Annotated in this window: 11 protein-coding genes; 4 read left to right on the top strand and 7 right to left on the bottom strand. The window is 50.8% G+C overall.

From position 1 onward, the window contains the following. Positions 1-36: 36 nt before the first annotated feature. The gene (locus tag FS806_RS18700; RefSeq protein WP_144939664.1) at positions 37-504 is read left to right on the top strand and encodes a GNAT family N-acetyltransferase; all 468 of its coding nucleotides are present in this window, start codon (positions 37-39) and stop codon (positions 502-504) included. 22 nt (positions 505-526) lie between these two features. On the opposite strand, the gene FS806_RS18695 is transcribed toward FS806_RS18700, so the two are convergent. Then, positions 527-994 carry a DUF3995 domain-containing protein gene (locus tag FS806_RS18695; RefSeq protein ID WP_144939662.1) on the bottom strand — a complete coding sequence of 156 codons (468 nt, stop codon included), beginning with the start codon at positions 992-994 and terminating at the stop codon, positions 527-529. Positions 995-1,245: 251 nt separating this feature from the next. Between FS806_RS18695 and FS806_RS18690 the strand changes: the two genes are divergently transcribed. Next, positions 1,246-2,865 carry a WG repeat-containing protein gene (locus FS806_RS18690; RefSeq protein WP_186328429.1) on the top strand — a complete coding sequence of 540 codons (1,620 nt, stop codon included), beginning with the start codon at positions 1,246-1,248 and terminating at the stop codon, positions 2,863-2,865. A 152-nt stretch (positions 2,866-3,017) separates the two neighbouring features. On the opposite strand, the gene FS806_RS18685 is transcribed toward FS806_RS18690, so the two are convergent. From FS806_RS18685 to FS806_RS18675, 3 genes are all read right to left on the bottom strand, one after another. Then, positions 3,018-4,394 (bottom strand): serine hydrolase, encoded by a 1,377-nt coding sequence (locus FS806_RS18685; RefSeq protein WP_144939658.1) that lies wholly within the window; start codon positions 4,392-4,394, stop codon positions 3,018-3,020. A gap of 110 nt (positions 4,395-4,504) precedes the next feature. Next, positions 4,505-4,981, bottom strand: a complete 477-nt coding sequence (locus tag FS806_RS18680; RefSeq protein ID WP_144939656.1) for a MarR family winged helix-turn-helix transcriptional regulator — start codon at positions 4,979-4,981, stop codon at positions 4,505-4,507. Between the two features lie 78 nt (positions 4,982-5,059). After that, positions 5,060-5,530, bottom strand: coding sequence for a GNAT family N-acetyltransferase (locus FS806_RS18675; RefSeq protein ID WP_144939654.1), 471 nt, complete (start codon positions 5,528-5,530; stop codon positions 5,060-5,062). Between the two features lie 264 nt (positions 5,531-5,794). Here FS806_RS18675 and FS806_RS18670 point away from each other — a divergent pair, with 264 nt between their 5' ends. After that, on the top strand, positions 5,795-6,700 hold the full coding sequence (locus FS806_RS18670; RefSeq protein ID WP_144939652.1) for a phosphotransferase: 906 nt from the start codon (positions 5,795-5,797) through the stop codon (positions 6,698-6,700). Positions 6,701-7,010: 310 nt separating this feature from the next. On the opposite strand, the gene FS806_RS18665 is transcribed toward FS806_RS18670, so the two are convergent. From FS806_RS18665 to FS806_RS18655, 3 genes are all read right to left on the bottom strand, one after another. After that, the gene (locus FS806_RS18665; RefSeq protein WP_144939650.1) at positions 7,011-7,850 is read right to left on the bottom strand and encodes a sulfurtransferase; all 840 of its coding nucleotides are present in this window, start codon (positions 7,848-7,850) and stop codon (positions 7,011-7,013) included. Positions 7,851-7,915: 65 nt separating this feature from the next. Beyond that, positions 7,916-9,718, bottom strand: coding sequence for an ABC transporter ATP-binding protein (locus FS806_RS18660; protein ID WP_144939648.1), 1,803 nt, complete (start codon positions 9,716-9,718; stop codon positions 7,916-7,918). Continuing rightward, positions 9,696-11,471 (bottom strand): ABC transporter transmembrane domain-containing protein, encoded by a 1,776-nt coding sequence (locus FS806_RS18655; RefSeq protein ID WP_144939646.1) that lies wholly within the window; start codon positions 11,469-11,471, stop codon positions 9,696-9,698. Before FS806_RS18655 ends, FS806_RS18660 begins: the two co-directional genes overlap by 23 nt. Positions 11,472-12,015: 544 nt before the next feature. Here FS806_RS18655 and FS806_RS18650 point away from each other — a divergent pair. Continuing rightward, on the top strand, positions 12,016-12,510 hold the full coding sequence (locus tag FS806_RS18650) for a GNAT family N-acetyltransferase (protein WP_144939644.1): 495 nt from the start codon (positions 12,016-12,018) through the stop codon (positions 12,508-12,510). Positions 12,511-13,442 lie beyond the last annotated feature (932 nt).

Raw genomic sequence — 13,442 nt, 5'->3', positions numbered from 1 at the left:
GCAGAGGATAGCCATAGCGAAGGAGGACAACGGTTAATGAAACCGAAAAATGATGAACGATTTTATTCCGGGGTGGAGCTCCGCCCTGTAGATCACGACAACTGGTACGACTGCACACAAATTCAAGTTACGGACGAGCAGCAGACGTTATTCCCCGTCCCCGCCGTCTATTGGCTGGCCGAGTCCGCCTACTGCGGATATAGTCCTCTCGCCATTTATTCAGGAACCGATCTGGTCGGTCTTGCGATTTACGCTATCGATCCGGAGGACGGGCAATACTGGATAATGGCCTTTGTAATCGACCGCCAATTCCAGGGCAAAGGTTTGGGAAGGGCAGGCTTAACGGAGCTGATTCGCTATATGAAGGAGAAGCATGCATGCGAATATATTATTCTAGGTCACAGGCCGGGGAATGATCGCGCTTCGGGCCTGTACGAATCGCTAGGTTTTGTGGAGATAGACCGGAGCGGAACTGAAATCATCCGGCGATTGAAGCTTACTTAATAAGCAGTTTCGGCCGGATGCTTCACCCCGCTCTTGCCGTCCGGCCGGCAACGAAATAAAACAGCCCGCCTATCATCCAGAACGGCTCCCAGAAGAAGAGGCGCCACCACGCCGAGTAAGAGTCGATTGTCGGCAAATTCAGAACTTGAGCCATCATGAGCAGCACTGCTACTAAGTTAAATAGCCCATAAAGGAAAAGAAGTATTCCGCCAACCATGGCTGTAATTCGAAACGCTGCTTGGACAAGCCCGTTGCTCCAGTTAATCTTCAATGCGAGTAATAAAAGTGCCCCGGCAACCTTGGCCACCCCCGTCAACCATACGACGAAAATGAAGCTATCGTCGCGCAAGACGGCTTGCCGCGAAATTTCCGGCCCTAGCGTATTAACCCCCAGCATGCCGCCACTCGCCCAATAAAAGCTCATCAAGGCGAACAGCAAAGACCAGACGACCCCGCAAGTGATCGGCCATCTCTTTCGTTGAACGGACATATCGATCTCCGCCTTTCATGGACCCTTATGATTGTCATACTGCGAAAATAAAAAAAAGAAGTTTTCCCTATTACCAAAGTCTATACTGACACAAATACTATCCAATTATGAAATAATAATCAATAACGAGGTGACCCCACCCATCGTACATAACGGCAGGGATTTCATGATAAGTATCGAACATAATAATCCAGCTATTAACAGCAATGAACTGCCTGAACAAATCCAATTGGAAGGAGTTTTTTGCCGCTATGCGCAGACATATTTGTTTTAAGCTTATGTGCAGCATCATGGGTTGTGCGGTTATCCTGCTGGGCATCGCAAATACTGGGTTCGCCCAATCCCCCGTATTTGTCATCCCTCCCCAATACGATGCGGCTTGGCCCTTCAGTGAGGGGCTGGCGCAGATTGAACAGGATGGTCAGCATGGGTATATTGACACGACCGGTCAATTGGCCTTCCCTCTGCCCCACGAGTACACCGAAAACTACAATGACTATACATGGAATTTCAGTGAGGGCATGGCAAAAATTTTAAGGGCGGGAAAGTATGGATTTATCGATAATACAGGCGAAGATAGGATTCCTCCTCAATACGACGACAGTGCGGATTTCTTTAAAGAAGGACTGGCTGCGGTCAGCAAAGGCGGCAAATGGGGCTTTATTGATAAGAACGGACAAGAAGTCGTCAAGCTGCAGTATGACGAGGCAGGATCTTTTTATGAAGGTCGGGCCTGGGTTCGGAAGAATGGAAAAATGGGGTTCATTGACACGACAGGCAAAGAAGTCATTCCCATCCAATATGAGTCGGTGAGCCACTTTAGCGATGGCCTTGCATCCGTAACGAAAAATGGGCAGAGCTTTCTCATTGATCTTACTGGAACGGAGGTCCATTTGGGCAAGTCGTTCGACTATGTCATCGGTTTCGACGAAGGAATGGGAGTCGTCATCAAGGAAGAAAATTTCGACTTGAAATACGGATTCATTGATAAATCCGGCAATGTAGTCGTAGAGCCGCAATATGAACGGGTACTTGGCTTTAAAGAAGGAATAGCCAGAGTTCAACAGAACGGAGTCTGGGGCTTTATTGATAAAACCGGCAAGGAAATCGTCAAGCCCCAGTATCATAATGCAAGTGATTTTAGCGAAGGGTTGGCGCGAGTCAGCAAAAATATGAAGTACGGCTTTATTGATAAAACGGGGAATGAAGTGATCCCGCTTCAATATGAATTTGCTGGGGATTTCAACGATGGGTTGGCACCTGTTCAAAAAAGGTACAAATGGGGCTATATCGCCCATCCGGCCCCAGAATCCCGTTTGCCTTCCGGCTCGGACTCTCCCGATGACTGGGCGGCGGACGGGATATCGGTAGCAATTGAGGCCGGGCTTATTCCCCCTGCGCTGCAGAAGGACTATAGGAACAAGATCACGCGACAGGAATTTAGCACGCTAGTCATCCATTTCATCGAGGCTCAGACAGGTACCGGCATAGATCACTTCCTATTAGAAAAAAACGTTTCAATGCCCGAACCTCCCTTTACCGACACCGTGGATAAGGATGTTCTCGCCGCCTATACTCTTGGAATTGTGTCCGGCAAAGGAGCGGGCCGCTTCGATCCCGAAGGCAGCCTGACTCGGGAGGAAGCAGCCGTTATGCTAAGAAATACCGCCAACGTTTTGGATTTGGATACGGCAGCCCCTCCTGCAAGCTTCGCGGATAACGAACTCATCGCCGGTTGGGCTTACGATTCCGTTGCTTATGTGGTCTCCCGGGGCATTATGAACGGTGTCGGTAATAACGAATTTGATCCCAAGGGCTCCTACACGCGTCAGCAAGCCTATTTGACGATTTTACGTTTATTTGATCCGTGAACGAAGTCACATGAATAGATAAAGCCGAACTATATGCCGCCTATGTCGGTAAGAATAGTTCGGCTTTTGTAAAATTCCCGCCATTAGGACACCCAATATTTTACCCATTTCACCTACCTCCTCAATCCGACAGACGAAATGCTTATCGCTTACTAATCCACCCGAACCGCTGACGTCTCCGTTCCCTCCTGCAGAATAACCAGCTTCTCCGCCTTACCCATCCCGTTCTGTATGCTAAATTTTACTTCTACCGGAACTGAGCGTACGAAGAACCTTGTTTCGGTAGCCGGGTAAAGCTCGAGCCGCACTTTGCCGGTGATCTGCAGGTACAGTCTGTCCCCTTCGGTCAGAACGACTGCGACGGTTTCCTCATGGACTCCTTCACCTTCGTCCAGCCGGTACGTGCCGATATAGCTTTCATATAGACCAGGGTCTATGACGGCAAGCTTCCTTTGGGCCGGACGCTGTGGAGCATCGTAAGACAGATCGAACAAAATTTGCTCGGCAGCGATAAGAAGAGCCTGGTCGAATTCCACATCCTGCTCCATATTGCTTAAATAAATCAGCGTCATATCGGCATCGATATATCGAATCAGGTTGGTGGCATATCCCGGCCACCCTCCGCTATGGCTCACCGCCCTGCCCTTCCCCTCTTTCTCTTCCAATATCCAGCCGAACCCGTAGCCGCATGTCTCGCCGTTATTCAAACTCGCCGGCGCAAATATCTGTTCCAGCGATTTCCGGCTCACAAATTGTCCGGCATGAAGTGCCTGATCGAATTTATACAAATCATGCAAATTTGAATTCACGGTTCCGTCCCCCTGGATGCCATCCAGAAACACTACGTAATTCGTTTCCGGCACAAGGTCCGGCAGCTCATAGCGGTCGGAATGCAGATCATAAATGTAGCCGAAAGCATAATCGGGAATGACCTCGCCGCTATATCTTCGATTATAAACTCTCGTATCCTTCATGCCTAACGGACTGAATACATGCTCGCTCATAAAATCGGCAAACCGCTGCCCTGTTATCCGCTCGATAAGAATAGCAAGCAGCACATAGCCCGTATTACTGTATAACCAGCTTTCATTCGGCTCGAAATAAACCGGTGGGCGATGCCGCACCAGCAGATTCAGGACATCCGCATTGGTCGCGATGTTCGAACGGTCCCAATGCTCGAAAAACAAGTCCATATAATCCGGCAGTCCGGACGTATGGCAGAGCAGATGGCGAACGGTGATCCCTTGGTAAGGAAGCTCCGGCAGCCACCGCTCAATCGGCTCGTCATAGGCGAGCATGCCCTTCTCCTCAAGCACAACGATACCCAAAGCTGTGAAAGGCTTCGACAGTGAAGCCAGCTCGAATACGGTGTTTGTCTGCAACCGGCGGCTCGTGGATAGATCAGCCTGTCCGAAAGCAGCTTGATAAATGATTTCTCCATGCTCGGCAGCCAGAATAACTCCGTTCACCTCACCTTTTTCCGCCAAACCTCCGAATAATTGCTCCAATCTTTGTCGTTTCATACTCATAGCTTCTCTTCCTTTCTTATATTATATATGCTTAATTATTAAGAAAACTTAATAATTCGACACAGGGAATCTTGCTTCTCCCTGCATAACCTTTTCCCCGTAGCCGGCCATTATTTGTCCCTCAGGGTCCCGGCTTCGTCAAGCTCCTTCTCCACGATCGCTTTGAGCTTGAGAACGATATTTTTCATCGTGACGACTTCTTCATAGTCCAATTGAGAATAAAAGCGCTCAATGATGGAAAGCTCCATCTGTTCCTCCTTGGCAAAATGCTCGATTCCCCGTTCATCCAGCCGAACCAGAATCTCTCTGCGATTAAGCGGATTGATCTCCCGGCGCACATACTTCGCCCTCTCCAGCTTGCTGATGATTTGACTGACCGCACTGGAGGTTACCTTCATCCGTTCCGCCAGTTCGCTGACCGTCAATTGCCCGTGCTTGTGAACGAACTCCAGCAGGATGGTTTGCTTGGCCGTAATATCGCTATTGAACAGCGACTCATAGGCCTGAACCAGCATTATATTAATCGCGTAATCCGCTTCGTTCATATCTTTGACTACGCGGATAAGATCCGGACTTACTTTCTTCATTCGAATATATTCGCACCCTTCATAATTTAGATACCTTAATTATTATAGTCATTAACGGATCACTCTGCAAGTCCCGCATTATCTTAGGACTAACCTGAACCTTTGACGCGATCCGCCTTCCGGCCCGTTGGAAACCTTCTCCTCCGGAATAAATCCATGCTGGATATAAAGATTTCTGGCAGGAAGCCCGTCTGCTATATCATTGCCAAAGGTGGTAACCGTCACTTCCGCCGGACGCTGCACAAGGGACAGAACATGCTTGATTAATGCCGTAGCAACACCTTTTTGCCTCGATCTGGACGCAACGGCCAGCCAACCGATCTTATAGACAGGAGCAGATGACGAAGAGAAAAGAAGTCCTCCCATAAGGCGGGACCCCGGCAGGCCGTCATTTTCACGAATGCAGAAGGCGCTCCCCCTGCTAATATTTTTCTGCAGTGCCAGCAAGAACTTCGGATCATCCACCATTGGACCGAAGAGATATTCCACCTCCGAAGCCAGATTCAACCAAGGAGTTATATCTTCTTCTACTGCACGCTGTACGACCACGGCCCTCTCCTCCTCTCCCAAACATTAATCTTCAGCGTTAAGTTGTAACCTTATAGAAGAAACTAGAAACCCACCCTAAGGCTTGGAACCGAAGGTGGGTTTTGCAGCATTGATTCTATCTCATGACATAAATAGGAGTCCCGATTTTTTTCAAGACCCTATACAACATCATAGCAAAAGGAAAAATATCAGTCTATAATTTCTTGGTTAATTATGTAAAAATTTTCTCTATAAATATGACTATGCAGCGGGAGGAAGAAATAGATGGTTCCAGAATGCTTTTCAGCTTATCGCCGGATAATGCCACGCTTGGAAGAAGTAGCGGAATGGACCTTATTAAGGAAATGGGCGCTTTCCGAAGTGTATAGGGCGACATGGAAATCGGGTCAAACCAGTATTATTAAATGGGCCGCGCAAGAAATGGCGAGAGAATCCGCTATCTATCGACAATTGGTCATTCCAATGCAAATAAAAGCGCCTTGCATTTTCAACCTTCTCGAATTGGAAACCGATGCCGTTATGATTATGGAGGACGTTGGCCGGCAAAATTTGGAGCAGCAGCCCCTCCCCTATTATTTTCTCGAAGCGGCAAGGGAATTGGCCAGACTGCGAAAAGTGGCATCGGCTAATTTGGGGGCGCAAATCCCAAGTGAAACGATTAGCTCGTATACAGTATCCGCTGCAAATTTTATAACCCTACTGGACGATCTGCTGGAGTCGCCCCGGCTTTCCAAATCCTGCGTTCTATCAAGACTGCGGAAAACGTTGCCCTCCCATCTGGAGAAGCTGTACCGAACCCTTCCTCTTACACTCGTCCATCATGATTATCATGCTAAAAATCTCATGATCCAAGGCAATGGTATACTACCGATTGACTGGTCCCTTGCTTATTTAAGCCCACATCTGGGTGACCTGCATTGTTTGATAAATGAGACAAAGGCTTGGAGCAGCGTTTCGCAGGATGATGTTCTTTCCGCCTTTTTGCAAGAAGCTGGCACAGAGTTATCCATGGAACAGCTGAACTGGCAGGTCAAAATCGGCGGTGTGTGCTGGTTGGTCAAAACTCTGAGATGGCTGGTTTACGGCGGTACGGATACCATCCCCGGATCAGATGCCTGGATAGCTGATTTGCTGAACGATTTAGAGGACCTTATGAAAGATTTAGTTTAAGGATGCAAAAAACCCACCCCAAGGTTGTTCCGCCGAAGGTGGGTTTTTGATCCTTTGCAACTTGAAGGGATACCCCATCCAAGCCAGTTGTATAGGCCTAGTGTTACCAGCACTCGGTCTTTCTAACGATATTTTTAGCATATGCAATGCGGTTTGAACAAGTGACCATCTACCGTTAAAGATGATCATAAATCACTGTCGCACGCCTCTTGTTTGCAAGCTGTTTACAGAAGAACCCAAAGAGAGCCGCAACAGTTCGCCTATCGGTATTCTGTCACAGCCCCGAGACTTATCTCAAGTTTCCTCTTTTTTAAGCCTCTTCCCCCGTCGCAACCGGGTTATCTTCATAGCTGACCCAATCGCTCCAGCTTCCGGAATACAGCTTCACCTGATTAAATCCCGCTTCCGTCAACGCCAATATATTAGGACAAGCGGTCACTCCCGACCCGCAGTAAACGATAATTTCCTCCGCCGAAGACAGGGCCGCGAACCTTTCACGCTGGTCTTCTCCCGCTTTCCAGCGCCCCGTTTCGTCCAAAGCATCCTTCCAGAAATAATTCCGTGCTCCAGGAATGTGTCCGGCTACCCGGTCCAATGGTTCCTCCAGGCCCAGATAGCGCCGTGCGTCACGGGAATCGATCAGCACCGTATCCTTCCGTCCCAGACGATCCCGCACATCCTCCATGCTGACAAGCATAGGAGTCTGCACTTGGGGGACGAAAGAACGGGCAGACCGTGCAGTTGCTTCCTGGCTGACCGGATATCCCGCTTCTTTCCATTGAGAGAAGCTTTCATCCAGAATACGGACCTGCGAATGTCCCATAAATTTCAGCAGCCACCAGAATCGGGAGGCCATCGCCCCGCCCTGGTCATCATAAGCGACGACCTGGACCGTATCGTCTATCCCCGCTGCGCCGAGCTTAAGGGCGAGTGTTCCCAGATCAGGCAGAGGATGCCTTCCCCCATGCTCCTTGATCGGACCGGACAAATCCTCCTCCAGATCGAAATAAACAGCCCCTGGAATATGACCTTCCTCATAAGCCCGTCTTCCTGCCTCCGGATTGCCCAGCACGAACCGGCAATCTACCACAACGACATGGTCATCCTGCAAGTGTTCGCGCAACCATTCTTTAGAAACCAGATTGGACATCGGCTCACATCCCTTTTCTTTTTATTATAACGGTCTTTCCTGCCTCGCCACAATCCATCCCGGCTTCAGTCGTTCAGGCCGCTTCCGGACAGCGTAGGTTCCTCCACTGACTCGGTCGCTCCCTGCTGAAGCCGATACATTGTATAGTATAGCCCTTTCTTCTGAATGAGCTCCTGATGCGTACCCCTCTCGACAATCTCTCCTTGATGCAGAACAAGGATCAAATCGGCATCCTGGATCGTCGATAACCGGTGGGCTACCGCGATCGTCGTGCGGCCTTCCCTCATTCTTGCCAGGGCCGCCTGGATCGCTTCCTCTGTTTCCGTATCGACATGGGCAGTCGCTTCGTCCAGAAGCAGAATCGCCGGCTGCCTTGCCATCGTCCGGGCGAAGGAAAGCAGCTGCCGCTGACCGCTGGACAAAGTAGCCCCCCGCTCGACGACCGGCTCCTCATAGCCATTGGGAAGCCTGCGGATGAACGAATCGAGCTGCACGAGCTCGGCCGCCTCCCGGATGGCCTCATCACTGACGGCGCCATCCAGCAGACTGATATTCTCCCGGACCGTCCCGGAGAACAGGAACGGGTCCTGCAGCACAAGCCCCATCTTCCGGCGCAGCTCTTCGTTCGAATACCGGGACAAGGGGACAGAGTCAATGCGAATTTCTCCTCCCTTTATCGCATAAAAGTTGAGCAGCAAATTGATAATCGAGCTTTTGCCGCTTCCCGTATGGCCGACCAAAGCGACCGTCTGACCGGGCATCGCCGTAAACGAGATGTTCTTGAGTACATCCGTCTTGCCGTCGTAAGAGAAAGTGACGGAATCGAATTCAATCCGCCCCTCCCGAATGACCGGCCGGTCGCTTTCGGTACCCTTGCTTTTTTCATGATCCGGCCGATCTCCCGGAGACCACTCCTCGGAGTCCAGCAGCTCGAACACCCGCTCACCGGCAATCAAAGCCTGCTGCAATTGAGCAAGCCGCATCATCATCATGTTGACCGGCTCGAAAAAACGGTCCAAATAGTTAATAAAAGCGTACAAAACCCCGATTTCAATCACTCCGTGGAACGATTCCCTGCCGAAAAAGTAAACGACCAGCATCAGGGCAAAGATGCGGAGCAAATCGACCGCCGGACGCAGCAGCAGCCCGTTCAGGCGAATATTTTTAAGAGAGGCCGAATAATATTCTCCGTTAATTTTGGCGAAGCGGTTTTGCAGTCTTTTCTCCTGCCTCAAAGCCTGGATAATGTTCATCCCCTGCAAGGACTCGTTAAGGATCGCATTCAATTGTCCCAGCTTTTCCCTGGAGACGCGAAACACCTTGGAGCTGAGCCGGCGGAAAACATTCATCAGCACCAGCAACACCGGAAGCAGAAGCAGACAAATCGTGGCCAGGCGGACATCCAGCACAAACATGGCGGCAAAGATACCTAGCAAAAACACAATATTCTGCACGAAGGTAGACAGAACGCTGACATACAAATCCTTGACCGCTTCCGTATCGTTTGTAATCCGGGACACCAAACCTCCGGCCGCCGTCCGGTCGAAGAATGACAAGCCCAGGTGCTGGGTTTTGCCAAACACATCCGACCGCAATTGATGAACGATCTTGAGCGCTATCTTTTGGAAGGAAAATAGCTGAAAATATTGCAAAATAACGGAACTCAAGTGCAGGAGCAGGTATCCGGCAGCCAGCCCGATCAAAGCCCCGAGCGGGAACCATCTGGGCTCCAAATAGTCGTCTATGAAAATCTTCACCAGATACGGGCCGGCGAGATCGGCGAGAGTTCCGAACAGCAGCAGTATAAAAGCGACCGCAAGCGATTTGCGGTGGGGCTTGGCATATTTAATCAAGCGGCGGACGACCATGCTCGGCACCTCCTTGCAGCACTAGCGATTCCAACTGCTGGCGGCGGTACATCTGTGCATACCATCCGTCAGCCGCCATCAGCTCATCATGCGTTCCTTGCTCGATGAGTCGTCCTTCTTCCAGCACGAGAATGAGATCCGCGCGCTCTACGGCGCTCAGCCGATGCGCAGCGATCAGGGTCGTGCTGTTATGGCGATCCTCGCGGAGCGAATCGATGATCGCCTTCTCGGTGCGCGCATCCACAGCGGACAGCGCATCATCCAGCAGCAGTAGCTCCGGCCGCAGCAGAAGCGCCCGGGCGATGGACAGCCGCTGCTTCTGGCCGCCCGACAGCGTCACGCCGCGTTCCCCGACCACCGTGTCGTAGCCATCGGGGAAGCGGACGATGTCATCGTGCACGGCGGCGATCCGGGCCGCCGCTTCGATCTCTTCGGCCGTTGCTTCCGGCCGGCCGAAGGCGATGTTCTCGGCAATCGTGGCCGAGAACAATACGTGCTCCTGCGGCACATAACCGATCGCACGGCGAAGCGCCTCCAGCCGGAAGTCGTAGATCGACTTCCCGCCTATGGCGATGTCGCCATCGTTGAGGTCGAATTCCCGCAGGAGCAATCGCAGCAGCGTCGACTTGCCGCTGCCGAGGCGCCCGACGATCCCGAGCGTCTTGCCGCGCCCGAGCCGGAAGCTTATCCCGGTGAGGGCCGGCTCCGAGTACCCGGGATAGCGGAACGAGTCGATCTCCACCGTCAAATCTCCGCAGGGAGATTCGGAAGATGCCCCTTCCCGCTCCTGCACTTCGGATTTAGTATTCAGCAGCGACTGAACCCGTTCATAGGAGGCTCTCCCACGTTCCATAATATTGAATAAATATCCGATCGCCAGCATCGGCCAGATCAAGTGACCCAAATAAATGGTGAACTGTGTCAGCTCGCCGAGCGTCAGTTGGCCGCCAACGACCAGCTTGGCGCCATAAGCGACGGACAGAAAGAACGACAGGCCGACAATGAGCGAAATCGTCGGGTCGAATAGAGCGTCCACTTTGGCGACCGCTACATTTTTCTCCACCGCTTGCTCCGAGAGGCGGTTAAACCCTTTCTTCTCCTCTTCCTCCTGACCGAAAGCCTTGACGACGCGAATTCCGGAGATATTCTCCTGCACCTTGTCATTCAAGGTCGAGAAGGCGGCCTGTGCCGCATGAAACCGTTCATGGAGCAAATTGCCGTAATAACTGGTGGACCAGGCAATGAACGGCATAGGGAGCAAAGCTACTATCGTCAGCTTCCAATCGATAAACATGGCCATCGTTGCAACGACCGTCAATCCCATCACAAGCGAATCGACCAGGGTCAGCACCCCTTCCCCGGCCGTCAGTTCAATCGCCAAAATATCGTTGGTCGCATGCGCCATCAAATCACCGGTTCTTTTCTGCTGATAAAACCGCGGAGACAAGCCGGTAAAATGCTGATACAGCCGATTGCGCAGCACTTGGCTGAGTCTCGCAGCAGAACCGTAGATCATAACCCTCCAGACATACCGCAGCACATACATCAACCCGGCAATAACGGCCAGAAGCGCGAGCCATCCGAACATCTCACTCCCTGTCAACGTTCCGGCCGCGATCCCGTCCACCATCACTCCGATGATATAGGGCGGAAGCAGAATAAGCAGACTGACCACAATCAACGTAAAGATACCGCCCAAGTACCTCGCTTTTTCCATGCGAAAAAACCACATCAAATCGATAAATACACGCATAAGTTCACCCATTCATTTGGTTAAAATGTTGGAAGACTCCCGGGAGTCATTCTCGCGCAGAGGTTCCAGGCCGGCAGCCTGTTTAGGCAAACCGAACGCACTTGGCTCGGATTGCAAGGAAATGCATTATCCATAACAATGAAAAAATATATCTATTAATCATGAAAGGCTCCTTGTTAGCTGGGCATGACAAATAAAGGAGCCTATTCCCTGCCTCCGCTCTCCGATAGAAGAACGAAATGCCAAAACGTTCCACCGCTTTGCATCCGCTTCAGTATTAATGTAACAGTGAAGTTTATTTATAAGATAAGCTGCTGCTTCGGTTCAATCGATCAACGACGATAGGACTTAACTGCTATATGCTGTTATTGTAGAATACAACCCCATCTTTTTCCATCCCTATTTCCAGAACAAAAAGATACTCGGAAGCTTGGTTTTTACCTTCCTGGCATAGTTTGTCGATGATAAAATGGAAAGAAGACCCCCTAGCAGCACAAGTAATTTTTTATGGGGGAGGGTTCAAATCGGTCTGGAGGATATCCCTATGAAGACAATACCAACATTCCATATCGCCCCGCTAAGCTTGCGGCAGTGCGAGGAAATCTGCAGCTGGATTTACGAACCGCCTTACGATTTATATAACTGGAAGCCGTGGACGGAAATGCTGGAGGAACAGAACGAATTTGCCGACCCCTCTATTCGTAAGGAGCAGTATGCGGCTGTCATGGACGAAGCCGGCGTTTTGTGCGGATTCGCACAGTTCTTTCCCCTGACCGGCGTCATTCGCCTCGGATTGGGAATGAGGCCCGACCTGCGCGGCCAAGGACTCGGGGTCCCTTTTGTTAAAGCAATAGTTCGGGAAGCAGTCTCCAGGGGGCCCTCGCAGGAAATCGATCTGGAAGTGCTCGTATGGAACGAGCGCGCGATTAAGGTATATTCTAAAGCCGGCTTTGTTATTACAGATAGATATACTCGAAACACCCCTACCGGACCGGCGGAGTTTTACTGTATGGTCTACTCAGAAGACGATCAGGCTTAACCCTAGTTGCGGGATACTGACTCCTTTCTCAAACATCAGAAGGCTAGGGCGACCCTTACTATATTGCTTAAACTCTTGAGGTAAACCGTTTTGGCCACTGCCGGGTGCTGACCACCCACTACGCAGCGCCTTACCCTTGTTATCCGTCCTTTGGACTGTTATCCCGTTCACTCAGTTACTCCGTTTACCGGGCCAGTAGATCCTTTCTCCGTCCTTTGGACTGATATCCCGTTTGCTCAGTTACCCTGTTTACCTGGCCAATAGCTCCTTTCTCCGCCCTTTGGCTGATATCCCGTTCGCTCAGTTACTCCGTTTACGGCCCAGTAGCTCTATTCCCTATCCTTTGGACTGTTATCCCGTTCACTCAGTTACTAGTTTACCTGGCCAATAGCTTCTTTCTCCGTCCTTTGGACTGTTATCCCGTTTGCTCAGTTACCCTGTTTACCTGGCCAATAGCTCCTTTCTCCGCCCTTTGGCTGTTATCCCGTTTGCTCAGTTACCCTGTTTACCTGGCCAATAGCTCCTTTCTCCGCCCTGTGGATGTTATCCCGTTCGCTCAGTTACCCTGTTTTCCACGCCTGTGACACCATTTCTCCGTTCTTCCGGCTGATACCCCATTCACTCAGTAACATCCGGAGATGGACTCCGACCTTGAATAGATTTTTATAGATGATGGGAGCTGGCGATGGAGACGGGGCATCCTGCTTTTACTGAGTCAAAGGGATAACCGTCCAAATTACCTTGAAAATCCGTCTATTTTACCGTCTGCAGGCATCGTTGCAAGCGGAGCGGCACGTCTAACTGGATTTCATGCAGCTAGTTTGCTCCTCTGGAGCGAAAAACGGAAACCACCTTAAAATCCGTCTATTTTACCGTCTGCAGGCATCGTTGCAAGCGGAGCGGCACGTCTAACTGTATTTTGTACAGGTAGA

Origin of the sequence: Paenibacillus sp. 32O-W, from assembly GCF_007679495.1 — a bacterium.
GTDB lineage: Bacteria > Bacillota > Bacilli > Paenibacillales > NBRC-103111 > Paenibacillus_L > Paenibacillus_L residui.
Note: the sequence above shows the minus strand (reverse complement) of the source record. Positions and strands in the feature narration are given on the sequence as shown.

Bases quoted from the DNA above. Each gene is read 5' to 3' on its own strand.
- FS806_RS18700 (WP_144939664.1), top strand. From the start codon at position 37: ATGAAACCGAAAAATGATGAACGATTTTATTCCGGGGTGGAGCTCCGC.
- FS806_RS18695 (WP_144939662.1), bottom strand. From the start codon at position 994: ATGTCCGTTCAACGAAAGAGATGGCCGATCACTTGCGGGGTCGTCTGG.
- FS806_RS18690 (WP_186328429.1), top strand. From the start codon at position 1,246: ATGCGCAGACATATTTGTTTTAAGCTTATGTGCAGCATCATGGGTTGT.
- FS806_RS18685 (WP_144939658.1), bottom strand. From the start codon at position 4,394: ATGAGTATGAAACGACAAAGATTGGAGCAATTATTCGGAGGTTTGGCG.
- FS806_RS18680 (WP_144939656.1), bottom strand. From the start codon at position 4,981: ATGAAGAAAGTAAGTCCGGATCTTATCCGCGTAGTCAAAGATATGAAC.
- FS806_RS18670 (WP_144939652.1), top strand. From the start codon at position 5,795: ATGGTTCCAGAATGCTTTTCAGCTTATCGCCGGATAATGCCACGCTTG.
- FS806_RS18665 (WP_144939650.1), bottom strand. From the start codon at position 7,850: ATGTCCAATCTGGTTTCTAAAGAATGGTTGCGCGAACACTTGCAGGAT.
- FS806_RS18660 (WP_144939648.1), bottom strand. From the start codon at position 9,718: ATGGTCGTCCGCCGCTTGATTAAATATGCCAAGCCCCACCGCAAATCG.
- FS806_RS18655 (WP_144939646.1), bottom strand. From the start codon at position 11,471: ATGCGTGTATTTATCGATTTGATGTGGTTTTTTCGCATGGAAAAAGCG.
- FS806_RS18650 (WP_144939644.1), top strand. From the start codon at position 12,016: ATGAAGACAATACCAACATTCCATATCGCCCCGCTAAGCTTGCGGCAG.